At 68.6% G+C, this 22,184-nt stretch carries 23 protein-coding genes; 7 read left to right on the forward strand and 16 right to left on the reverse strand.

Annotation, left to right across the window (positions count from 1 at the left end; translation table 11 throughout):
• Window positions 1-146 precede the first annotated feature (146 nt).
• Both alr and RZE79_RS01425 read left to right on the forward strand, forming a co-directional pair.
• Window positions 147-1,244 (forward strand): alanine racemase, encoded by a 1,098-nt coding sequence (gene alr / locus RZE79_RS01420; RefSeq protein ID WP_101493492.1) that lies wholly within the window; start codon window positions 147-149, stop codon window positions 1,242-1,244.
• 1 nt (window position 1,245) lies between these two features.
• Window positions 1,246-1,983 carry a hypothetical protein gene (locus RZE79_RS01425; RefSeq protein WP_319358661.1) on the forward strand — a complete coding sequence of 246 codons (738 nt, stop codon included), beginning with the start codon at window positions 1,246-1,248 and terminating at the stop codon, window positions 1,981-1,983.
• On the opposite strand, the gene RZE79_RS01430 is transcribed toward RZE79_RS01425, so the two are convergent.
• Window positions 1,961-2,842 carry a LysR family transcriptional regulator gene (locus RZE79_RS01430; protein ID WP_319361056.1) on the reverse strand — a complete coding sequence of 294 codons (882 nt, stop codon included), beginning with the start codon at window positions 2,840-2,842 and terminating at the stop codon, window positions 1,961-1,963. The two genes, RZE79_RS01425 and RZE79_RS01430, sit on opposite strands and share 23 nt — an antisense overlap.
• 142 nt (window positions 2,843-2,984) lie before the next feature.
• Here RZE79_RS01430 and RZE79_RS01435 point away from each other — a divergent pair, with 142 nt between their 5' ends.
• The 3 genes from RZE79_RS01435 (at window position 2,985) to RZE79_RS01445 (ending at window position 5,881) form a co-directional block, all read left to right on the forward strand.
• Window positions 2,985-3,941, forward strand: a complete 957-nt coding sequence (locus RZE79_RS01435) for a DMT family transporter (protein WP_319358662.1) — start codon at window positions 2,985-2,987, stop codon at window positions 3,939-3,941.
• Between the two features lie 97 nt (window positions 3,942-4,038).
• Complete coding sequence (locus tag RZE79_RS01440) at window positions 4,039-4,752, forward strand: YebC/PmpR family DNA-binding transcriptional regulator (RefSeq protein ID WP_101493489.1); 714 nt, start codon at window positions 4,039-4,041, stop codon at window positions 4,750-4,752.
• Window positions 4,753-5,086: 334 nt separating this feature from the next.
• Window positions 5,087-5,881: a hypothetical protein gene (locus RZE79_RS01445; RefSeq protein WP_319358663.1), complete on the forward strand. Its 795-nt coding sequence runs from the start codon at window positions 5,087-5,089 to the stop codon at window positions 5,879-5,881.
• An 18-nt stretch (window positions 5,882-5,899) separates the two neighbouring features.
• Here RZE79_RS01445 and RZE79_RS01450 read toward each other — a convergent pair whose 3' ends face one another.
• The 15 genes from RZE79_RS01450 to hpaR are packed head-to-tail and all read right to left on the reverse strand — an operon-like array spanning window position 5,900 to window position 19,110.
• On the reverse strand, window positions 5,900-6,877 hold the full coding sequence (locus RZE79_RS01450) for a 2-dehydropantoate 2-reductase (RefSeq protein ID WP_070063517.1): 978 nt from the start codon (window positions 6,875-6,877) through the stop codon (window positions 5,900-5,902).
• Between the two features lie 13 nt (window positions 6,878-6,890).
• Window positions 6,891-7,682 (reverse strand): class II aldolase/adducin family protein, encoded by a 792-nt coding sequence (locus RZE79_RS01455; protein WP_099794582.1) that lies wholly within the window; start codon window positions 7,680-7,682, stop codon window positions 6,891-6,893.
• Between the two features lie 18 nt (window positions 7,683-7,700).
• The gene (locus RZE79_RS01460; protein WP_319358665.1) at window positions 7,701-8,693 is read right to left on the reverse strand and encodes a Bug family tripartite tricarboxylate transporter substrate binding protein; all 993 of its coding nucleotides are present in this window, start codon (window positions 8,691-8,693) and stop codon (window positions 7,701-7,703) included.
• 37 nt (window positions 8,694-8,730) lie between these two features.
• Entirely contained in the window at window positions 8,731-10,467 is a 1,737-nt protein-coding gene (gene ilvD, locus RZE79_RS01465; RefSeq protein WP_319358667.1) for a dihydroxy-acid dehydratase, read from the reverse strand.
• A gap of 39 nt (window positions 10,468-10,506) precedes the next feature.
• Window positions 10,507-11,328 carry a 4-hydroxy-2-oxoheptanedioate aldolase gene (hpaI, locus tag RZE79_RS01470; RefSeq protein ID WP_319358669.1) on the reverse strand — a complete coding sequence of 274 codons (822 nt, stop codon included), beginning with the start codon at window positions 11,326-11,328 and terminating at the stop codon, window positions 10,507-10,509.
• A gap of 11 nt (window positions 11,329-11,339) precedes the next feature.
• A complete protein-coding gene (gene hpaH, locus RZE79_RS01475) occupies window positions 11,340-12,143 on the reverse strand; it encodes a 2-oxo-hept-4-ene-1,7-dioate hydratase (protein ID WP_153281147.1) in 804 nt (267 codons plus the stop codon).
• Window positions 12,144-12,162: 19 nt separating this feature from the next.
• Window positions 12,163-12,570, reverse strand: a complete 408-nt coding sequence (locus RZE79_RS01480; RefSeq protein WP_319358671.1) for a 5-carboxymethyl-2-hydroxymuconate Delta-isomerase — start codon at window positions 12,568-12,570, stop codon at window positions 12,163-12,165.
• Window positions 12,571-12,592: 22 nt separating this feature from the next.
• Complete coding sequence (locus RZE79_RS01485) at window positions 12,593-13,420, reverse strand: extradiol ring-cleavage dioxygenase (protein WP_319358673.1); 828 nt, start codon at window positions 13,418-13,420, stop codon at window positions 12,593-12,595.
• Window positions 13,417-13,752 (reverse strand): aromatic ring-opening dioxygenase subunit LigA, encoded by a 336-nt coding sequence (locus tag RZE79_RS01490; RefSeq protein ID WP_319358674.1) that lies wholly within the window; start codon window positions 13,750-13,752, stop codon window positions 13,417-13,419. Before RZE79_RS01490 ends, RZE79_RS01485 begins: the two co-directional genes overlap by 4 nt.
• Before the next feature lie 3 nt (window positions 13,753-13,755).
• Window positions 13,756-14,730 carry a tripartite tricarboxylate transporter substrate binding protein gene (locus RZE79_RS01495; protein WP_319358676.1) on the reverse strand — a complete coding sequence of 325 codons (975 nt, stop codon included), beginning with the start codon at window positions 14,728-14,730 and terminating at the stop codon, window positions 13,756-13,758.
• Window positions 14,727-16,193, reverse strand: coding sequence for a 5-carboxymethyl-2-hydroxymuconate semialdehyde dehydrogenase (gene hpaE, locus RZE79_RS01500; RefSeq protein WP_319358677.1), 1,467 nt, complete (start codon window positions 16,191-16,193; stop codon window positions 14,727-14,729). Before hpaE ends, RZE79_RS01495 begins: the two co-directional genes overlap by 4 nt.
• A 37-nt stretch (window positions 16,194-16,230) precedes the next feature.
• Complete coding sequence (locus tag RZE79_RS01505) at window positions 16,231-17,229, reverse strand: tripartite tricarboxylate transporter substrate binding protein (protein ID WP_319358679.1); 999 nt, start codon at window positions 17,227-17,229, stop codon at window positions 16,231-16,233.
• A 47-nt stretch (window positions 17,230-17,276) separates the two neighbouring features.
• Window positions 17,277-18,047: a fumarylacetoacetate hydrolase family protein gene (locus RZE79_RS01510; RefSeq protein WP_319358682.1), complete on the reverse strand. Its 771-nt coding sequence runs from the start codon at window positions 18,045-18,047 to the stop codon at window positions 17,277-17,279.
• A complete protein-coding gene (locus tag RZE79_RS01515; RefSeq protein WP_319358684.1) occupies window positions 18,044-18,676 on the reverse strand; it encodes a fumarylacetoacetate hydrolase family protein in 633 nt (210 codons plus the stop codon). Before RZE79_RS01515 ends, RZE79_RS01510 begins: the two co-directional genes overlap by 4 nt.
• Window positions 18,673-19,110 (reverse strand): homoprotocatechuate degradation operon regulator HpaR, encoded by a 438-nt coding sequence (gene hpaR, locus RZE79_RS01520; protein ID WP_319358686.1) that lies wholly within the window; start codon window positions 19,108-19,110, stop codon window positions 18,673-18,675. Before hpaR ends, RZE79_RS01515 begins: the two co-directional genes overlap by 4 nt.
• Window positions 19,111-19,209: 99 nt before the next feature.
• On the opposite strand from hpaR, the gene radA reads away from it, so the two are divergent.
• Together radA and RZE79_RS01530 are read left to right on the forward strand one after the other, a co-directional pair.
• Window positions 19,210-20,598 (forward strand): DNA repair protein RadA, encoded by a 1,389-nt coding sequence (gene radA / locus RZE79_RS01525; protein ID WP_319358693.1) that lies wholly within the window; start codon window positions 19,210-19,212, stop codon window positions 20,596-20,598.
• Between the two features lie 55 nt (window positions 20,599-20,653).
• A complete protein-coding gene (locus tag RZE79_RS01530) occupies window positions 20,654-22,171 on the forward strand; it encodes a BCCT family transporter (RefSeq protein ID WP_319358695.1) in 1,518 nt (505 codons plus the stop codon).
• Window positions 22,172-22,184: the final 13 nt, after the last annotated feature.

Consider the following 22,184-nt stretch of genomic DNA (forward strand, 5'->3'; position numbering starts at 1 on the left):
CTGCTGGCGGTAGTGAAAAAGTGTCGCGTCAGGCGCGAATGGGCGGTTATAGCATGGGGGTACGACGCGAATTCAGGCATCCCCACGGGATTCGACCCCATTCCCGAAGATGCTAAAACGTGGTCTGAAATCACCCCAACACCCCCATGCCGCGCCCCATCCTTGCCACCGTCCACACCGCCGCCCTGCGCCACAACCTCGACCGCGTTCGCCGTTCGGCGCTCGACGCCCGCGTCTGGGCCGTGGTCAAGGCCAATGCCTACGGGCACGGCATCGAGCGCGTCTTTGAAGGCCTGCGCGGCGCCGACGGCTTCGCGCTGCTCGACCTGGCAGAGGCCGAGCGCGTGCGCGCGCTGGGCTGGCGCGGCCCCGTGCTGCTGCTCGAAGGCGTGTTCGACGCGCGCGACCTGGAGCTGTGCTCACGGCTGGACTTGTGGCATTCGGTGCACTGCGACGAGCAGATCGACATGCTCGCGGCCCACAAGACCCTGAAGCCGCAGCGCGTGTTCCTGAAGATGAACTCCGGCATGAACCGCCTGGGCTTCACCCCCGAGCGCTTCGGCTCGGCCTGGACGCGCCTGAACGCGCTCCCGCAGGTCGACGAGATCTCGCTCATGACGCACTTCAGCGACGCCGACGGCCCGCGCGGCGTCGAGCACCAGCTCGAGGTGTTCGAGCGCGCCACGCGCGACCTGCCCGGCGAACGCTCCATTGCCAACAGCGCGGCCACGCTGCGCCATGCACCGCGCACGCGCGGCGACTGGGTGCGCCCCGGCATCGTGCTGTACGGCAGCGCGCCCGACTTCCCCGAACACGACGCGGCGCACTGGCAGCTGCAGCCGACCATGACGCTGTCGACCCGGCTCATCTCGGTGCAGACGCTGAAGGCCGGCGACACCATCGGCTACGGCTCGCGCTTTGCAGCCGAGGGCCCGCTCACCATCGGCATCGCGGCGGTCGGCTATGCCGACGGCTACCCGCGGCACTGCGACACCGGCACCCCGGTGCTCGTGAACGGCGTGCGCACCCGCATGGTGGGCCGCGTGAGCATGGACATGATCACCGTCGACCTCACGCCCGTGCCCGACGCGCAGTTCGGCGCCGAGGTCACGCTGTGGGGCCGCTCGGCCCTGACCGGTGCGGTGCTGCCGATCGACGAGGTGGCGAAGGCCGCCGGCACCGTCGGCTACGAACTCATGTGCGCGGTCGCGCCGCGGGTGCCCTTCGCACCCGCCGACGAATGACGTGAAGGTTCTTTCCAACTGGCGCTCCGTGCGCCTGTGGGAAACCCAGGTCGAACGCGACCTGCACCGCGATCACAGCCTGCGCACGCACGGCCTGCTGATCGGCACTTTCACGCTGCTCCTGATGTGGGGTGTGTCGGCGCTGCAGATGCACCTGCTGCATGTCGAGTCGCTGGCCATTCGCTACCTCGTCACGCTCGGCGTGGGCTACGTCGGCTACCTGTGCGTGCTGCGCTGGTGGGCGCAGCGGCTGGTGGAGCGGCGCACCGAGTTCGAGGCGCCGGAAGACCTGGGCGGCACGACGGAAGGCGCTGACGATCCGGGGTGCGCGCCCGACGCCACCGACGGCGGCAGCGCGCTCTCCGACGTGGCCAGCGGCGCACTCGATGCCGCGGGCAGCGCCGACGAGGGCGCGATCATCGTCGTGCCGGTGCTCGCCATCTTCCTGCTCTGCGTGGCCGTCGTGCTCGGCGCAGGCTCGCTCGTGCTGCTGTACTTCAGCTGGGACGCGCTGCTGGCCGTGGCGATCGAGGTCGCCTTCTCCTATGTGTCGGCCCGCGCCGCGGTGCGCGTGGCGCGCGAAGGCTGGCTCATGGCGGCGGTGCGGCTCACCTGGAAACCGCTGCTGGGCGCCGTGATCTGCGCGGTGGCGCTGGGCGCGCTCATCGATCACTTCATGCCGCAGGTCCACTCGCTGCCCGAGGCCGTGCGCGTGCTCACGGGGAAGGCAGCGCGCTGAGCAGGTGCTCGACCAGCACCCGGCACTTGGGTGGCAGGTAGCGGCTCGGCGGGTACATCAGCCACGCGTGCCCCTGGTAGGTGCCCTGCAACGTCCAGTCGGGCAGCACGCGCACCACGCGGCCGTCGTCCAGCGCCTCGCGCGCCGTGAAGGCCGGCACGCAGGCCACGCCCAGGTCCGCGAGCGCGCCGTCGAGCCGCATCTCGCTGTGGTTGCAAACATAGCGGCCATCCACCACCACCTCGACCTCGTCTTCACCGTCTTTGCGAAAGCGCCAGTGGTTGTCGCGCTCGTGCTCCCCCAGCGACAGGCAGCTGTGCGCGCGCAGGTCGTGCGGGTGCGCGATGGCGTCGTGGCGCGCCAGGTAGGCCGGCGTGGCGCACAGGAGGTGCTCGACCGCCATCAGCTGCCGCGCCACCAGTCCCTCGGGCGGCGCCGCGGTCAGCCGCACCACGAGATCGACGCCTTCGCGGATCGGATCGATGTCGCGGTCGGCCACGATCAGCTGCACGTCCACCGCGGGGTATTTGCGCAGAAAGTCGAGCAGGTGCGGATGCAGCACGCGCCGCGCAAAGGCCTTCGGCGCGCTCAGGCGCACCCGGCCGGCCGGCGTGCGCGCGAACTGCGCGCCGATGTCCATCGCGCCCTGCGCCGCCGCCACCAGTTCGCGGCAGCGCGCGAAGGCTTCGGCGCCGGGCTCCGTGAGCCGCAGCTGGCGCGTGGTGCGCTGCAGCAACTGCACGCCGATCTCCTGCTCGAGCCGCTTCACCTGCCGGCTCGCGGCTGAGGGCGTGATGCCCAGCAGGTCGGCGGCGGCCGAGAAGCTGCCCACTTCGGCGACCCGCACAAAGGTCACCATCTCGGGCAGCACCTTGAGAAATGAATTCGTTCCGACCACGCAACAGTCCTGTTCCGGCCGACGGCTGTGCGGCCCTGGTGCCGCCCGGAAACAATGCGCCTTCTCTTCTTCTTTCAGGCGCCTCGGGCCGCGGGCAGACAGTATGGATTCAAAGGCGTTGCAAGGTGCGGTCCCGGTGGGGCGCAGGTCGTGGACGGCCGGCTTCGGTCCCGCTGAACTCATGCTGCTGCTCGTGGCGGCGGTCTGGGGCGGCAGTTATGCGGTGGCCAAGCAGGCGACGCAGCAGCTGCCCGTGCTCGAGTTCGTCGCGCTGCGTTTCGGTCTCACCTTTCTTGTGCTGCTGCCCGCGCTGCGTCCGCTGTGGCGTGACCCGCAATGGCGCCAGGGGCTCGCCGTGGGCGGCCTGCTGGGCGCCAACCTGCTCGCCATCTTCTTGTGCGAGACCTTCGGCGTCTCGCTGACCCTGGCGAGCAACGCGGCCTTCCTCATCAGCCTGTGCGTGGCGATCACGCCGTTCGTCGAATGGTGGTTGCTGGGCCGACGGCCCGCGCGGCGCGTGTTCTGGGCGACCGGGCTCTCGGCCGTGGGCGCAGCCCTGCTCTCGGCGCCCTCGCTCGCCAACCTGTCGATGGGGTGGGGCGACGCACTCATGCTCGCCGCCGCCTTCCTGCGCGCCGTCATGGTGTGCCTCACCCGCCGGCTGGCGGGCCGCCACAACCTGCCGGCGCTCACGCTGACGGCCGTGCAGTCCGGCGTGATGGCGCTGGGCGCGGCGGCGCTGTCATTGCTGGCCGTGTCGGGCGGCGGCGCCTGGCACCTGCCGCCCGCCACGGCCGGCTTCTGGTGGGGCATGGCCTACCTCGTGCTGCTGTGCACCGTGTTCGCTTTCTTCGCGCAGAACCATGCCGCCTCGCGCAGCAGCCCGAGCCGCGTGTCGCTGCTCATGGGCAGCGAACCGGTGTTCGGCGCGGCCATCGCGGCCCTCGGGCTGGGCGAGCGCATCGGCGCCTGGGGCTGGGCCGGCGGCCTGCTGATCGTGGGCGCCGCCCTGTGGGTGAGCCTGGCGCCCGAGGAGGGTGAACAGACGCGGCGCCCCTGACGGCGGAAGGGGCCTCGCTGTGCGAGGCCTCCGGCTCGTGGCATCCTCGGGGGCTGCGGCGTTTCGCCGCCCCCCAACAACACCAAGGAATGCAGACATGGGCGCGCAATGGAAAGCCAAGCACAAGGACGTGGCCGCGAATGCCAAGGGCCGGCTGTTCGGCAAGCTGGCCAAGGAAATCATGATCGCCGCGCGCAACGGCGCCGATCCGGGCTCGAACGCGCGGCTGCGGCTGGTCGTCGAGCAGGCCCGCAAGGTCTCGATGCCGAAGGACACGCTCGACCGCGCCATCAAGAAGGGCGCCGGCCTCACGGGCGAGGCGGTGCACTTCGACCACGTCATGTACGAGGGCTTCGCCCCGCACCGCGTGGCCGTGATGGTCGAGTGCCTGACCGACAACGTGAACCGCACCGCGCCTGAAATGCGCGTGCTGTTCCGCAAGGGCCAGCTCGGCACCTCCGGCTCGGTCTCGTGGGACTTCGACCACCTCGGCATGATCGAGGCCGAACCCGCCACCCCGGACGCCGACGCCGAAGTGGCCGCCATCGAAGCCGGCGCGCAAGACTTCGAGCCGGGCGCCGAAGACGGCACCACCCTGTTCCTGACCGAAGCCGCCGACCTCGACCTCGTGAGCCGCGCACTGCCGGCCCAGGGCTTCACCGTGCTGTCGGCCAAGCTGGGCTACCGGCCCAAGAACCCGATCGATCCGGCGAGCCTGAGCGCTGCGGACCTGGAAGAGGTCGAAGCCTTCCTTGCCGCCATCGATGCGAACGACGACGTGCAGAACGTGTACGTCGGGCTGGCTGGTTGAACTGAACGGCTGACGTTCAGGGCGACGCTCCCGCCGACGGGGAGCCTTGCTCCGCGAATGTCCTCCGCCCTGCGGGCTCCCCCTTGATTTCGCTGCGCAAGGCACCCCATCGACGTGAGCGTTGGGCAGTGCGGTGATCGATCGCGCAGCACAACGACAGCGCTCGGTGTGCGCAGGACACTGGGTGCTTCCCGCAGCGAAATCAAGGAGGAGGGCGAAGCCCGGGGGACATTCGCGGAGGGAAGTACCCGGTGGCCTGTGCACACGCCCCGAACATCGTTGAATGAACGGAGCACTCCGCCGGAGACAATCCGCCCCGGAGGAAAACAGTTCAATGACCCATTCGACGAAGAAACGAACGCCATCGCGTGCCGCACGGCATGCCCTCGGCCTGGCACTGGCCATCACCGGCTTCTCGGCGCAGGCCCAGACCGAAGCGGCCGCGCCGCAACCCATGGCCGCAGCTTCAGCGTCCGCCGAAGCAGCACCCGCCGCACCCCCGCAAACCCGTCTGCGCTTCAACCGCGGCACCTACAAACCCGGCATCGAGCACCTGCGCGTGGTGCGCCGCGAGAACACGATCAACAACGTGGCCGGACAGGTCGCGCTGAACGTCGCGTTCGCGGTGCTTTCGGGCGGCGTGGGTGCGCAAGGCTTCTCGAAAGACGACCTGGGCGGCACCACGCTCGAGGAACTCAAGGACGATCCGCTGGGCGTCAACCCCGCCATGCGCGAACTCAACGACGCCTTGAGCAAGGTCGCCACCGACATCTACCGCAAGCGCGCCGAGACCGCGCTGGCCACCGCCCTGACCGACGGTTCCACGCCCGAGGAGATCGAGGCGGCGCGCCAGATTCCGAAGGAAGCCGACACCCTGCTGCTCCCGGGGCCGTGGCACCTGGTCTACGAAAACCTGCTGGGATCGGACGAGCTGTTCCGCCTCAAGTTCGGCGCCGACCTGGGGCGCCCCGGCTTCATGCGCCCGCCGATCGAATGCCGCTACCAGTCGGAGGCGGTTGCATGGGCGCGGTGGCAGGCCGACAACTGGCAACTGCTGCGCGACGAGCGCGCGAAGGCCGTGGAGGTCTGCACCAAGTTCATCGCCGCCGCGCCCGAAAAGCGCTGGTAAGACGGCGGGGCAGCCCGGTCAGTACAAACCGAGCTGCCGCGTCCGCAGCCGCGCCAGCCCCAGCAGCGCATCCGTGAACGGCGTGGCCACGCCCGTCAGCTCGCCCAGCTCGCGCACCACGGTGACGAGTGCGTCGAGCTCCACCGATCGGCCCGCTTCCACGTCCTGCAGCATCGAGGTCTTGAACGCGCCGAGCTTCATCGTCACCGCATGCCGGTCTTCGGGGCTCTGCGTGATCTCGATGCCGATGCGCCGGCCGATCTCCTTGGCTTCGAGCATCACCGCCGAGATGAAACCGCGCACATAGTCGTCGCCCATGATCAGGTCGGTGGTGGCACCCGTGAGCGCGCTGATCGGGTTCACCGTCATGTTGCCCCACAGCTTGAACCACACGTCCTTCTGGATCTGCGGCGACAGCGTGGTGTCGATGCCCGTGCTTTTCAGCAGCTCGACCAGCTTCTGCACGCGCGGCGTGGCCTCGCCCGAAGGCTCGCCCACGATCAGCCCGTTGCCGAAGTGGTGGCGCACCACGCCCGGTCCGTCGAGCGAGCAGCTGGCGTGCACCACGCAGCCGATCACGTTGCGCGACGGAATGGCCTTCGCAATGGCGCCTTCAGGATCGACGGCCGCGAGGCGGTGCCCCGTGATCTCGCCGCCGAAGCCGCCTTCGAGGAACCACCACGGCACGCCGTTCATTGCGACCAGCACGATCGTGTCGGGCCCGATCAGCGGCCCGATGCGTTCGGCCACGCCGGCCAGCGCGGGCGCCTTCACGGCGATCACCACCAGGTCTTGAACGCCCAGTGCCTCGGGGTCGGCCACCGCGTTCACCGGCACGCGCGTGCGCACGTCGCCGCGCATGAGCGAGAGGCCGTCCTTCTGCAGCGCATCGAGCGTGGCGCCGCGCGCCACCACGTTGAGGCGCTGGCCCGCTTGTGCGAGGCCGACGCCGATCCATCCGCCGATCGCGCCGGCGCCGTAAATGCAAATCTTCATGGGAACAGGCGCCTCAGTTGCGGTAGCTTGGGTCGATGCGGTCCACTTGCCGCACCAGTGCATTGAACACGTCCTGCCCGGCGCCATGCGCGGGGCTGAACTGCAGCGCGTCGCGCGTGCAGCGCTGCGCGATCTCTTCGCTCACCGGAATCGCGGCGCCCATCGAGAAGGTCGCCATCTGGATCTCGCAAGCGCGTTGCAGCGTCCACAAAATCGCGAAGGTCTGCGGCAGCGTCTGGCCCCAGGCCAGCAGGCCGTGGTTGCGCAGGATCACCGCGTTGCGGTCGCCGATGCTCTTGAGCAGGCGCGGGCCTTCGTCGGCATGGATCGTGATGCCCTCGAAGTCGTGGTACGCCACCATGCCGTGCAGTTGGGCGGTATAGAAATTGGTCTGCTGCAGGCCGCCCTGCAGGCAGGCCACGGCCACGCCGGCCGTGGTGTGCGTGTGCATCACGCAGTGCGCGCCGGGCAGGCCGTCGTGAATGGCCGCATGCACCACGAAGCCGGCCGGGTTCACCAAGTGCGTCGAACCGTCGAGCACCTTGCCCTGCAGGTCGATCTTCACCAGGTTGCTGGCCGTCACTTCGCTGTAGTGCAGGCCGAAGGGGTTGATGAGGAACTGCTTCTCGCCGCCCGTCACGCTGTCGGGCAGCCGCACCGTGATGTGGTTGTAGATCATCTCGACCCAGCCCAGCATCGCGAACACGCGATAGCAGGCCGCGAGCTCTTCGCGCGCGGCGCGCTCGTCGGGATGGATCGAGGGATGGACCAGCGCCGACGGCGCAGTGGTGGCGAGTGTGTTCATGGCAGTTCCTTCATGTGATTAGCCTTCCGCGGTGAAGCCGACTTCCTTGACGATCGGCGCCCACTTGGCGGTGTCCTTCTTCAACAGATCGCCCAGCTCGGCAGGCGTGGAAGACATCGCTTCCAGGCCGAAAGTGCCGAGGCCGTCGATCACGTCCTTCTGCGCCAGCGCGTTCTTCATCGACGTGTTCAGCCTGGCCACGAGTTCGGGCGAGGCCTTGGCCGGCAGGAAGAAGGCGAACCATTCGCTGTGCGCCATGTTCTTGATGCCCTGCTCGCCGAAAGTGGGCACATCGGGCGCGAAGCGGTTGCGCTTGGCACCCGACACGCCCAGGATGCGCACCTTGCCCGATTGCAGGTGCTGCGTGATGTCGCCGATGGGGCCCGACACCGCCGAGATGTTGCCGCCCAGCAGGTCGAGCATGGCCGGCTGCGTGCCGCGGTAGGCCGCGTGCTTGAGCTCGACGCCGCCTTGCTTGCCCAGCAGCGCGCCGATGAAGTGCGGCGTGGAACCCGCGGCCGGCGAGCCGTAGTTGGCGCCGGCCGGGTTGGCCTTGGCCCAGGCGAGGAACTCGGGCACCGTCTTGACGGTGGCCGGCACCGACGGGCCGACCGCGAAGCCGAAGTCGAAGATGCAGGCCAGGCTCACGGGCGTGAGGTCGACCATCGGGTCGTACGGCAGCTTCTTGTAGATGTGCGGGTAGATCGTGAGGATCGACGTGGGCGTCTGCAGGATGGTGGTGCCGTCGGCCGGACGGCCCTTCACGTAGCTCACGGCAATCTGGCCGCCCGCGCCGGTGCGGTTCTCGACCACGGCGGTCTTGGCGTAGTCGGGGCTCAGCTTCAGCGCGATGCGCCGGCAGGTGGTGTCCGAGGTGCCGCCGGCCGCGAAGCCGGTGACGATGGTCGCGTTCTCGAGCGCGGCAGCCTGCGCAAAGGCCTGCTGGCCGAGGCTCGCGAGCAGCGCCGAGGCGCCAGTGGACTGCAGCATGTGGCGGCGGGTGAAGGTCATGTCTGTCTCTTTTCTGGAGGGTGAGGAGGGAGCAGGATCACGACTCGTCGCGCAGCCAGGTGACCGCGCCCGAGTGGGTCACGGCGCCCTGGTGGGCAGGGCGCACGGTGAGCGCGTATTTTTCCAACAAACCACCGTGCACCACCCCCGCGTTTACCTCACGTCCGGCCAGCCGCGACGCGATTTCTTCGGCGCTCAGTTCGACCGAAATGCTGCGCGCCGCGGCGCGTGCATCGATGGCCACCATGTCGCCGTCGCGCAGCACCGCGATCGGTCCGCCGTCGGCCGCCTCGGGCCCCGCGTAGCCGATGCACAGGCCGCGCGTGGCGCCCGAAAAACGCCCGTCGGTGAGCAGCGCCACCTTGTCGCCCATGCCCTGGCCGTAGAGCAGCGCGGTGATGCCCAGCATCTCGCGCATGCCGGGGCTGCCCTTGGGGCCTTCGTTGCGGATGACGATCACGTCGCCCGCTTCGTAGCGGCGGTTCTGCACGGCGGCCTGCGCTTCTTCTTCCGAGTTGAAGACGCGCGCCGGGCCGCGGTGCACCAGCGTCTTCAATCCCGCCGTCTTGAGCAGCGCGCCGTCGGGGCAGAGGTTGCCCTTGAGCACCGCCAGCCCGCCGTCGCGCGTGATCGGGTTGCCCGCTGCGCGCACCACGCGACCATCGGGCGCGGCGGCGTCGGCCACTTCCTCGGCCAGCGTGCGGCCGGTGAAGGTGAGGGCGTCGCCGTGCAGGAAGCCTTGCTCCAGCAGCGTGCGCAAGATGACGCCCGCGCCGCCGATGTAGTACACGTCGCGCGCCAGGTACTGGCCGCCCGGACGCAGGTCGGCAATGAGCGGCGTGCGCGCGAAGATTTCAGCCACGTCGTCCAGGTGGAACTTGATGCCGGCTTCGTGCGCAATGGCCGGCAGGTGCAGCGCCGCATTGGTCGAGCCGCCCGTGGCCGAGACCACGGCGCAGGCGTTTTCGAGCGCCTTGCGCGTCACGACATCGCGCGGCAGCGGGCCATCGCCCAGCACCGCTTTCATGAGCTGTTTCGCGGCGCGGCGCATCAGCGGCGCGCGCTCGCTGAACACCGCCGGCACCATGCTCGAGCCGATGGGCGCCAGGCCCAGCGCCTCCGACACCATGCCCATCGTGTTGGCCGTGAACTGCCCTGCGCAGGCGCCGGCCGTGGGCAGGCAGGCGCGGCTCATGGCGTCGAGCTCGTCGTGCGTGGCGGTGCCGGCCAGCACCTTGCCGATGGTCTCGTAGGTGTCGACCACGTTGAGGTCGCGGCCATCGGGACCGGGCATCTGCCCGGGCAAAGCCGAGCCACCATGCACGAACACGCTGGGCACATTGCAGCGGACCATGCCCATCATCAGGCCCGGCAGGTTCTTGTCGCAGGCGCCGATGGCGAAGATGCCATCCCACTGGTGGCCGCGCGTGGAAGCCTCCACGCTGTCGGCGATGAGCTCGCGCGAGATCAGCGAGAAGCGCATGCCCGAGTGCGCCATCGTCAGGCCGTCGCTCACCGACACCACCGGGCATTCGTGCGGCGTGCCGCCGCCCGCGTAGATGCCGGTCTTGGCGTGCTGCGCCTGCTCGCGCAGGTTGAGGTTGCACGGGCTCATCTCGCCGCCCGTGTGGAACACGCCGACGTGCGGGCGCGCGATGTCCTCGTCGTCCTGCCCGAGCGCGTGCAGGAAGCTGCGCGTGGTCGCGCGGATCGTGCCCTCGCGGATGGTGGCGGAGCGAAAGCGCTTGGGGGGCGGATCGGTGGGCGTGGTCATGCGGCTGGCGAAGGCTGGCTCGTGAAAGGGCGTGAGAGGTCAGTAGCCGTTGGGCGCGATGACGCCCGGCGCGGCCTTGTACTTCGCGAGCAGCTGCTTGGCGGCGGCTGCAAGCAGGATCGTGTCGACACCCACGGCCACGAACAGCGCGCCGGCCGCGAGCCACTTGCGCGCCTGCTCCTCGGTGGTCGACAGGATGCCGGCCGCCTTGCCGGCCTTGCGGATGCGTGCGACGGCGTCGGCGATCACGGCCTGCACCTCGGGGTGATTGGGCTGGCCCACGAAGCCCATCGAGGCCGACAGGTCGGCCGGGCCGATGAACACGCCGTCCACGCCCGGCGTGGCCGCGATGGCGTCGAGGTTCTTCATCGCCTCGACCGTCTCGGCCTGCACCAGCAGGCAGGTCTGCGCGTTGGCTTCGTGCAGGTAGTTGGGATACGCCTGCCAGCGCGACGCGCGCGCCAGCGCACTGCCCATGCCGCGGATGCCTTCGGGCGGGTAGCGCATGCCCTGCACCAGCTTGGCGGCCTGCTCGGCGGTGTCGACCATCGGCACCAGCAGCGTCTGCGCGCCGATGTCCAGGTACTGCTTGATCAGCGTGGTGTCGCCGACGGGAATGCGCACGATGGGGTGCGAGCGCTGCGCGTCGGGCTGCGCCGACCACGCGCTGGAAATGCCCTGCAGCTGCGCGAGCACCGAGCGCACGTCGTTGGGCGCGTGCTCGCCGTCGACCAGCAGCCAGTCGTAGCCGGTGCCGGCCAGCAGCTCGGCCACGTAGCCGTCGCCCAGGCCGACCCACAGGCCGATTTGCGGTTGGCCGGCCTGCATGGCCTGCTTGAAAGTGTTGAGTGGGGTGTGCATGGAAAAACTCGTCAGACGAAACGGAAAGCGATGGAACCGAGCGGGCCGTAGTCGGCGTGGAAGGTGTCGCCCGGCACGGCGGTGGTGGGGCGCGTGAACGAACCGCCCAGCACGATCTCGCCGGCCTCAAGGCATTCGTCCCACGGTGCGAGCTTGTTCGCGAGCCACGCCACGCCGGTGGCCGGATGGTTGAGCACGGCCGCGGCCACGCCCGACTCTTCGATCACGCCGTTCTTGTAGAGCAGCGCGCTCACCCAGCGCAGGTCGACCGCGTCGGGCTTCACCGGCCGGCCGCCCATCACGATGCCGGCGTTGGCCGCGTTGTCGGAAATGGTGTCGAACACCTTGCGCGGCGCCTTGGTGTGGCGGTCGAACTGTTCGATGCGCGCGTCGATGATCTCGATGGCGGGCACCACGTAGTCGGTGGCGGCCAGCACGTCGAAGAGGGTCACGTTGGGCCCCTGCAGCTTCTTGCCGAGCACGAAGGCCAGCTCGACCTCGATGCGCGGCGCGATGAAGCGCGTGAACGGGATGTCGCCGCCCTGCTCGAAGAACATGTCGTCCAGCAGCGTGCCGTAGTCGGGCTCGTCGATCTGGCTGGACTGCTGCATGGCGCGCGAGGTGAGGCCGATCTTGTGGCCCTTGACGATGCGGCCTTCGGCGATCTTGTGCTTCACCCATTCGCGCGAGATGGCGTAGCCGTCTTCGATCGTCATCTCGGGAAAGCGCTTGGAAAAATGCTCGACCTGCACGCGCGACTTCTCGCTCTCGTGCAGTTCGGCGGCCAGTTGGGCGATGGTGGCGGTGGAGAGCATGGGGGCTCGCTTCTTGTGCTTAGGTCTTGTTGAACAGGGGATGCAGGTTGCTGTGCTTGCCGTCGTACACCTGCCCCGGCGCTTCGTCGATCTGCAGTGTGATGCCGATGTGGCGCTGCGAGAAGACGGGCTCGAAATGCGCGCGCACGGCGGCCAGCAGCGCGTCGCCGGCTTTCTTCTTCACCGCCTCGGAGCGGCCCGAGGCCATGCGCAGGTTGAGGTACACGAAGGCGTAATCGGCCTGGCCATCGGCCACGGCGTAGTGCGCGGCCGGGTAGGCCAGCACGCGCGTGCCGCCGGTGGGGAACACCGGTTTGCCGGCCTCGTCACGCTGCACGAGCATGGTGTCGGCCAGCGTGCGGCACAGCGCCGACACGTCGGTCTCGGCCTCGATGTTGGGCGTGTACAGGATCACGAGGTGCGGCATGCGTGTTCTCTTCTTTTCTTGTTCAGACCACCGACATCACGGCGGCCGTGCAGGTCACCGCGAAGATCGGGATGGCCTTCATGTGGAAGATCTCGCCCTTGCCGCGCGCGGCCGCGGCCACGCTGAGGAAGGTGCGGATCTCGAAGCCGCCCTGGCCCGCTTCGCGGTAGGTGGCTTCGTCGTTGTAGTCGACCTGCGAAAGCAGCGCTTCGCGGTCGTTGGCGCACCAGCGGCGCATGAACTCGGCGTCCCACTCGGCATTCACCTTGCCCGAATCGGGCGTGGCCGGCCAGTGAGAGATGCCGCCGGTGCCCACCAGCGCGATGCGCTCGGGCGCCTTGTCGCAGGCGCGGCGCAAGGCCTCGCCGAAGGCCCACGCGCGGTGCAGCGGCGTGAGCGGCGGGCCCTGGCAGTTGATGTTCACGGGAATGACCTTGGTGTCGAAGTTCGGCGTGAGGAAGTTCAGCGGCACCATGATGCCGTGGTCGAACTTCCACTCTTCCGCGTAGGCCACGTCCACGGTCTGCATCACCTCGCGGATCAGGCGCTGCGACAGCGCGGCGTCGCCGGGGATGGTGCGCGCCTCGATGCCCAGCCACTTCGGGTCTTCGATCGGGCCCTCGTAGCTGTCGGCCATGCCGATCGCATACGCGGGCATGTTGTTCATGAAGAAGTTCGCGAAGTGCTCGGCCGCGATGACGATCACCGCGTCGGGCTTGGTCGCGCGCATCGCCTCGCCGAAGCGATGGAACTGCGCGTGGAACTCGTCCTTCACCGCCGGATCGGCTAGATGGGCGCGGCCCGTGATGCCGGGGGCGTGGCTGCACACGCCTGCGAATACGAGGCTCATACGCCTGCCACTTTCTCGTCGGTTCCGGTTGTCATTGCGTAGATGCCCGCGCGCACGGGGCCGTACTTGCGCACGCCTTCGCGCATGGCTTCCAGATAGTCCGCCCATGCGATGCCCAGCAGCGGCGCGAAGTGCATCAGCAACTGGCCGTTGCACCCGAGCACGTAGAGCTTGCCGATGTCGCCGGTGCCGATCGCTTCGCGCTCTTCGTCGTTCAGGTCGTAGCCGGCCAGCAGCGCGGTGCGCGTGTCGCCGCTTTCGGCGAAGCGGCGCTGCACCTCGGCGTCGCGGTTCAGCGCGAACAGGAACTTCTGCATCGCATAGAGGCTCATGGGTCAGCCCTCGATCTGGATGTTGGCCTTGCGGATCACGTCGCCGTACTTCGCGATCTCGCTGCGGATGAACTCGGCAAAGCGCTCGGGCGTGCCCGACAGCGACGCGATGCCGCCCTTGTGGAACGCCTCGGTCACCGCCGGCGATGCGAGTGCACGGTTCACTTCGGCGTTCATGCGTTGCACGATGGCGTCGGGCGTGCCGGCCGGGGCCAGCAGGCCGTTCCACGAATTGGACGCGATGGCCACGCCCTGTTCGGCCAGTGTGGGTATCGCGGGCGCGTACTGCGAGCGCTGCGCGGTCGCCATGCCCAGCGCCACCAGCTTGCCGGCCTGCACATGGCCACGGAACTCGGGCCAGTTGCCGAACATGACGGTCACCTGGCCGCCGAGCAGGTCGGCGAGCGCGGGGCCCTGGCCCTTGTAGGGCACGTGCACGATGTCCAGGCCCATCTCCAGCTTGAGCATTTCGCCCGACAGGTGCGCCGAGGTGCCGTTGCCGAAGGAGGCGAAGCTCAGCGTGCCGGGTTTGGCCTTGGCCTGGTGGCGCAGGTCAGCCAGCGTCTTCAGGCCACTGCCCGGGTGCGTGGCGAGCACGTGCTCCGACATGCCCATGAGCGCGACCGGGCGCAGGTCTTTGAGCGTGTCGTAGGGCAGCTTGCGCACCAGCGTTTGGTTGGCCGTGAAGCTGTTGGCCACGCACACGAAGCTGTGGCCGTCGGGCGCCGACTTGGCGACCGCATCGACGCCGATCACCGTGCCGGCGCCGGGCTTGTTCTCGACGATCACCGGCTGGCCCAGCGCCTTGCCGAGTTCGAGGCCGACGAGGCGCGCGACGAAGTCGGTGGTGCCGCCGGGCGTGAAGGGCACGACGATGCGCACCGGCTTGGCGGGCCATGCCGTCTGCGCGCGTGCCAGTGCGGGCAGGGCCGCGAGTGCGGCGGCGCCCTGAAGCAGCGTGCGGCGTTGCGTGTTCACGCCACGCCCCAGTGCGGAATGTGGTGCGAGCCCATCGACACCGCGATGTTCTTCGGCTCGCAGAACACTTCGTAGCTCCAGGTGCCGCCTTCGCGGCCCGTGCCCGAGGCCTTGGTACCACCGAAGGGCTGGCGCAGGTCTCGCACGTTCTGGCTGTTGACGAAGCACATGCCGGCCTCGACCGCGGCGGCCACGCGGTGCGCCTTGCCGATGTTCTCGGTCCAGACGTAGCTGCTCAGGCCGTAGGCGATGTCGTTGGCCAGCTCGATGGCGTGCGCCTCGTCCTTGAACGGGATCAGGCAGGCGACCGGGCCGAAGATTTCTTCCTGCGCGATCTTCATGCGGTTGTCGACGTCGGCGAACACGGTGGGCATCACGTAGTTGCCCTTCTTCACGCGGTCGGGCAGCTTGGCCGGTGTGTCGAGGCCGCCGCACAGCAGCGTGGCGCCTTCCTTCGGACCGAGCTCGATGTAGCTGCGCACCTTGGCCAGGTGGGCCTGCGAAATCATCGGGCCGACGATGGTCTTTTCGTCGAGCGGGTCGCCCACTGTGATGCGCTTCGCGCGCTCGGCGAACTTCGCGGCGAAGTCGGCATAGATCGACTGCTGCACCAGGATGCGCGAGCCGGCCGTGCAACGTTCGCCGTTGTTGCTGAAGATCATGAACACGGCCGCGTCGAGTGCGCGGTCGAGGTCGGCGTCTTCGAAGATCACGAAAGGGCTCTTGCCGCCGAGTTCCATGCTGAACTTCTTCAGGCCCGCGCTCTTCACGATGCGGTTGCCCGTGGCGGTGGAGCCGGTGAACGAAATCGCGCGCACGTCGGGGTGTGCGACCAGCGGCTCGCCGGCTTCCTTGCCGTAGCCGTGCACGAGGTTCAGCACGCCGGCGGGAATGCCCGCTTCGAGCGCCAGCTCGCCCAGGCGCGCGGCCGTGAGCGGCGAGAGCTCGCTCATCTTCAGCACGGCCGTGTTGCCGAAGGCCAGGCAGGGCGCGACCTTCCAGGTGGCGGTCATGAAGGGCACGTTCCACGGGCTGATGAGCGCGCACACGCCCACCGGATGGAACAGCGTGTAGTTCAGGTGCGTGGGCGTGGGGTAGGTGTGGCCGTCGACGCGCGTGCACATCTCGGCGAAGTAGTAGAAGTTGTCGGCCGCGCGCGGAATGAGCTGCTTGCCGGTCTGCGCGATCACCTGGCCGCAGTCGTTGGTCTCGGTCTGCGCGATCTCGGGCACGTGCTTGGCGATCAGGTCGCCGAGCTTGCGGATGAGCTTGGCGCGCTCGGGCGCGGGCATGCCGGCCCACTTGGGGAACGCGGCCTTGGCGGCCGCCACCGCGGCGTTCACTTCGGCCTCGCCGCCCGAGGCGACTTCGGCCAGCACTTCCTGCGTGGCGGGGTTGACGGTTTCGAAGTAGTCGGCACCGTGGACTTGCTTGCCGTCGATGAGGTGATGGATCTGTTGCATGGGCGTGAAGGTGTTGCGGCCTTGAGGCGGTGTGTCGTCAGTCGAGCTTGATGTCGCGCGCCTTGATCAGCGCGTGCCACTTCTTGCGTTCGGTGTCCACGAAGCGGGTCATCTCGGCGGCGTCCGTGGGGCGGGCTTCCCAGCCGGCGTCGTAGAGCTTCTGCTTCACGCCGGGGTCGTTCATGCTTTTGAGCAGGTCGGCGCCGAGGCGCGCCTGGATGTCTTTCGGCGTGGCGGCCGGTGCCACCAGCCCTTGCCACGTGTAGGCCTCGACGGCGTAGCCGAGTTCCTTGGCCGTCGGCAGCTGGGGCAGCTGCGGCACGCGTTCGGATGACATGGCCATCAGCGGAATGACCTTGCCGGCCTTCACGGCGCTGATGCCGCTGGGCAGGTCGAGCATCATCAGCGGCACCTGGTTGCCCATGAGGTCCTGCAGCGCGGGCGCGCCGCCCTTGTAGGGAATGTGCAGCAGCGACACGCCGGCTTCGCGCTGGAACAGCTCGTAGGCCAGGTGGTGCGGGCTGCCGGTGCCCGGCGTGGCGATGCTGTACTTGCCCGGCGAGGCCTTGAGCGCGGCGATGAGCGCCTTGGCATCGCTGAAGCCCGCGCCCGGCGCGGCCGTGATGATGAGCGGCGAGCGGCCCATCATGCCGAGCAGCGCAAAGTCTTTCTCGGCGTCGTAGGGCAGCTTCTTGTAGAGCGCGGGGTTGTAGACCAGCACGCCGTTGTCGGCCGAGAACACGGTGTAGCCGTCGCCCGGCGAACGCGCCACGTTTTCCGACGCGATGATCGCGCCCGCGCCGGGACGGTTGTCGACCGTGACGGGCTGTGCGAGCTGCTGCGAGAGCTGCGCGCCGGCCGTGCGCGCGAGGTAGTCGGTGCCGCCGCCGGCCGGGTAGCCGACGACCCAGCGCACGGGTTTGGTCGGGTAGGCCGATGTGGTTTGCGCGGTCGAGGTCGGCGTGAACATCGTGGCGGCGCTGGCCGCCACGAGGGCGGCAGCAAGGCGGAAGGTCCGGGTTCTGGCAGTCGTCATGGCGGTGTGTCTCCGTTTTTATTGAAAGGGGTGGCGCAGCCGGCGGGTCAGCGCGCGGCGATGGTGTTGACCAGCGCGCCGATGCCGTCGATCTCGGTCACGACCACGTCGCCCGGCTGGCAATCGACCACGCCATCGGGCGTGCCGGTGAGGATCAAATCGCCCGGCGACAGCGTCATGAAGCGGCTGAAGTACTCGATGAGGAAGGGCGCGTCGAAGATCATGTCGCGCGTGTTGCCTTGCTGCGTGACGGTGCCGTTCACCGTCGTGCGCAGCGCAAGCGCCATCGGGTCGGCCACGTCGACCGCATCGACGAACCACGGCCCCAGCGGCGTGCAGGTGTCGCGGTTCTTCACGCGCAGGTTGGGGCGGTACCAGTTCTCGAGGTAGTCGCGAATCGCGTAGTCGTTGGCCACCGTGTAGCCGCCGATGAAGTCGTAGGCGTCGTCGCGCTTCACGTGCTTCGCGGTCTTGCCGACCACGATGGCGAGTTCGCATTCGTAGTGCATGAACTTCACGTCGGCCGGGCGGTGCGTGAACTGGCGGTGGCCGATGAGCGTGCTCTGGCCTTTGACGAACACCAGCGGTTCCTCGGGCGCCTTGAACTCCAGCTCTTTCGCGTGGTCGGCGTAGTTCAGGCCCAGCGCGAGGATGGTGCGCGGGCGCGCCGTGGGCGCGAGCGGCGGCAGCCACACGAGCTGGTCCTGCGGCACGACGCGGCCGTCTTGCAGCCGCACGGCGGCGTCGGCCTGGCCGTTGAATTCGTGCGCGGTGCCGGTGTGCTCGCGACCTTCGAAGATGACGCGTGCGTGCTTCATGCCGTTGCTTCCTTCACCAGCGTGTGGGTCAGGGTTTCGAACCCCGGTGCGGAAATGTCGATGCGGTCGCCCGCGCGGGCCAATGGGCGGCCGAGGTCGCAGCCGAGCATCAGCACGTCGCCGTGCGCCAGCGTCATGAACTCGCCCACGTCGGCGAGCAGCTGCGGTGCGGGGCGCACGAGCTGCGAGAAGTCGATCGACTGCTTCAACTCGCCGTTGATGCGCACCTCGACGCGGAACTGCGCCGGGTCGGCCACGTCCTGCGCGTCGCGCAGCGCCGGGCCGATGCCCAGGAAGCCGTCGACGCACTTGAACTTCACCGGCGGGCGGAAGAAGCTCGCATGCGGAATCGACAGATCGTTCAGCAGCACGAAGCCTTCGATGTCGCCCTCGGCGCCGATCACCATGCCGATGCTCGCGCCGACTTCCACCTCGGGCACCGCGGCGGGCACGGCGATCGCGCTGCCATGCGGACTCCAGGTGTTGGCCGTCTTCACATAGAGCACGGGCGCCTTCGGCGGTGCCTTGTAGGGCGCCTCGGTCATCTGCGGCGCGAGCGCCGCGGCCTCGGCGCGGAAGTTCAGCAGCGTGCCGTACACGGTGCCGGCGGGGAGAAAGGAAGTGGTCATGTGTCGGGTTGCTCCAGCGCGATCAGTTCGTCGAGCAGGCCGTAGAGCTGCGTCAGCTTGGCCTTGCCCATCGACTTTTCCATCCAGTCGTAGTGCGCCTCGATGCTGCTGCCCAGGCGCTTCACGAGCTTCATGCCGTGCGGCGTGGCCTCGACCACGGTGCGGCGCTGGTCGGCCGGGTCGCGGGCGCGGGTGATGAGGTTGTCGCGCTCCATGCGTGCCAGCACGCCCGTGAGGCTGGGGCCGAGGATGAAGGCCTCGCGCGCGACGCGGCCCGTGTCGACCGCGCCGTGTTCGCCCAGCACGCGCAGCACGCGCCATTGCTGGTCGGACAGCGCGTGCTCGCGCAGGCTGGGCCGCGTGTGGGCCATCACGGCTTCGCGGGCCTGCAGCAGCAGGCGCGGCAAATTGCGGTGCGTGAAGGTGGTGCTCAAAAGCTGTGCCTCTCAGAATTATTTAACATGTTAAATGATTGGGGCTTTCTTTCCAAGATGCCAGTCATCAGGGTTTGTGCGGACACCTAAACTCGCTGCATGGCCAAGGACAAAACAACTTTCGTCTGCAGCGAATGCGGCGGCACCAGCCCCAAGTGGCTCGGCAAATGCCCCAGCTGCGGGGCATGGAACACATTGATAGAACAAGTGGCTGGCAGCAACGCACCGGCCAACAACCGCTTCGGCACGCAGTTCTCGCCGCTGGCGGGCGTCTCCGAACTGGCCACGCTCTCGGAAATCGAAGCGACCGACATCGCGCGCACGCCCACCGGCATCGACGAGCTCGACCGAGTGCTCGGCGGCGGCATCGTGTCGGGCGGCGTCACGCTGATCGGCGGCGACCCGGGCATCGGCAAGTCGACGCTGCTGCTGCAGGCGGTCGATGCGCTGCAGCGTGCGGGGCAGAACGCGCTGTACGTCACCGGCGAGGAAAGCGGCTCGCAGGTCGCGCTGCGCTCCAAACGGCTCGGGCTCGACCATTCGCAGGTGCAGGTGCTGGCCGAGATCCAGCTCGAAAAGATCATCGCCACGCTCGACGTCACGCGCCCGGCCATCGCGGTGATCGACTCGATCCAGACCGTGTACTCCGACCAGCTCACCTCCGCGCCCGGCTCGGTGGCGCAGGTGCGCGAATGCGCGGCGCACCTGACGCGCTTTGCCAAGACCAGCGGCACGGCCGTGGTGCTGGTGGGCCACGTCACCAAGGAAGGCGCGCTGGCCGGCCCGCGCGTGCTCGAGCACATGGTCGACACGGTGCTGTATTTCGAGGGCGACACGCACTCGAGCTTTCGGCTCGTGCGCGCCATCAAGAACCGCTTCGGCGCGGTGAACGAGATCGGCGTGTTCGCCATGACCGAGCGCGGCCTGAAGGGCGTGACCAACCCGAGCGCGATCTTCCTGAGCCAGCACGACGAGCCGGTGCCGGGCAGCGTGGTGCTGGTCACGCTCGAAGGCACGCGGCCGATGCTGGTGGAAATCCAGGCGCTGGTCGACAACGGCGGCCCGAGCCCGCGTCGCCTCTCGGTGGGCCTGGACCGCGACCGCCTCGCGATGCTGCTGGCCGTGCTGCACCGCCACGCCGGCGTGGCCTGCATGGACCAGGACGTGTTCGTCAACGCGGTGGGCGGCGTGCGCATCAGCGAGCCCGCGGCCGACCTGGCCGTGATGCTGGCCATCACCTCGAGCCTGCGCGGCAAGCCGCTGCCCAAGGGCTTCATCGCCTTCGGCGAAGTGGGTCTGGCCGGCGAGGTGCGACCCGCGCCGCGCGGCCAGGAGCGCCTGCGCGAAGCGGCCAAGCTGGGCTTCAGCGTGGCCGTGGTGCCGAAGGCCAACGCGCCGCGCAAGGGCACGAAGGAGATCGAAGGCCTGACCATTCACCCGGTCGACCGCATCGAGGAAGCGATGGACGTGGTGCGCCGACTCGACTGACACTCGCACGTGCGCGCGCCGGCACGACAACACTCACATTCAGGAGGCCCCCGCCATGCAACTCATCGTCTCTGCCGGGCTGATCGCGGTGGTCGTGCTGTGGGGGCTGGTCTCTCCCGCGTCGCTCGACCGCGTGTTCAGCACCGCGCTCGCCGACATCACGCGCAACTTCGGCTGGTTCTACCTGTGGGTGGTGCTCGGGCTGGTGGTGCTGGCCTTCTTCCTGGCCTTCAGCCGCTTCGGCGACCTGAAGCTGGGCGATGAAGACGACGAGCCCGAGTTCTCCATCGGCGCGTGGTTTTCGATGCTGTTCGCGGCCGGCATGGGCATCGGCCTGGTGTTCTGGGGCGTGGCCGAGCCGATCTCGCACTATGCGAATCCGCCGCCCGGCGTGATCGCCGCTTCGCCCGATGCCGCGGGCGTGGCGATGCGCTACGCCTTCTTCCACTGGGGACTGCACCCCTGGGCGATCTACGGCATCGTGGGCCTGTCGATCGCCTTCTTCAGCTTCCGGCGCAAGGCGCTGCCGCTGGTCAGCTCGGCCACCGAGGCGCTGCCATGGCGCTTCGTGCAGCGGCTGTCGCCGGCCTTCAACGTGCTGGCCGTGGTGGCCACGGCCTTCGGTGTGGCGGCCTCGCTGGGCATGGGCGCCACGCAGATCAACAGCGGGCTGCACGCGGCCTTCGGCGCGGAGATCGGCCGCTGGACGCAGGCGACGATCATCGTGGTGACGACCGCGCTGTTCATCACCTCGGCGGTCACCGGCGTCGAGCGCGGCGTGAAGTGGCTGTCGATGGGCAACCTGGTGGTGGCGGCGCTGCTGGCGCTCACGGTGCTGGTCGTGGGGCCGACCATTGCCATCGTCGAGACCTTCACCAACACGTTGGGCGCGTACCTCGCCGATTTCGTGCGCATGAGCCTGCGCATGAACCCGTTTCGCAACAGCTCGTGGGTGGCCGACTGGACCTTGTTCTACTGGGCCTGGTGGCTGGCGTGGTCGCCGTTCGTGGGCCTGTTCATTGCGCGCGTGTCGCGCGGCCGCACGATCCGCCAGTTCATCCTGGGCACGGTGATCGCCCCGACGCTGGTGGGCTTCGCCTGGTTCTCGGTGTTCGGTGGCGCGGCGCTCAACTTCGAAATCTTCCAGGGCGTGCCGCTGGTCGAAGCGGTGAAGGCGGACGTGTCGACCACCATGTTCGTGATGTTCAAGGCCATGCCGATGGGCGGGCTTCTGTCGATCGTGGCCACGCTGCTGGTGTTCGTGTTCTTCGTGACCTCGGGCGATTCCGCGACGCTGGTGCTGGGCATCATGAGCACCAACGGCAATCCGAACCCGCCGGCCCGCGTGAAGATCACCTGGGGCGTGCTGGTGGCGGCGATTGCGCTGAGCCTGCTGTTCGCGGGCGGCATCAAGGCGATCCAGACGGCGACCATCGTGTTCGCCTTGCCGTTCGCGTTCGTGATCCTGCTGATGGCGCTGTCGGTCACGCTGGCCATCCGCGACGACTGGAGGGCCGAGCAGAAGCGTGAGCGCGAGCTGCGGCGCAAGATGCGCCAACTCGTGAACTGGTAGCCCAAAGAAAAAA

Source organism: Variovorax sp. EBFNA2 (assembly GCF_033802765.1).
GTDB lineage: Bacteria > Pseudomonadota > Gammaproteobacteria > Burkholderiales > Burkholderiaceae_C > Variovorax > Variovorax paradoxus_H.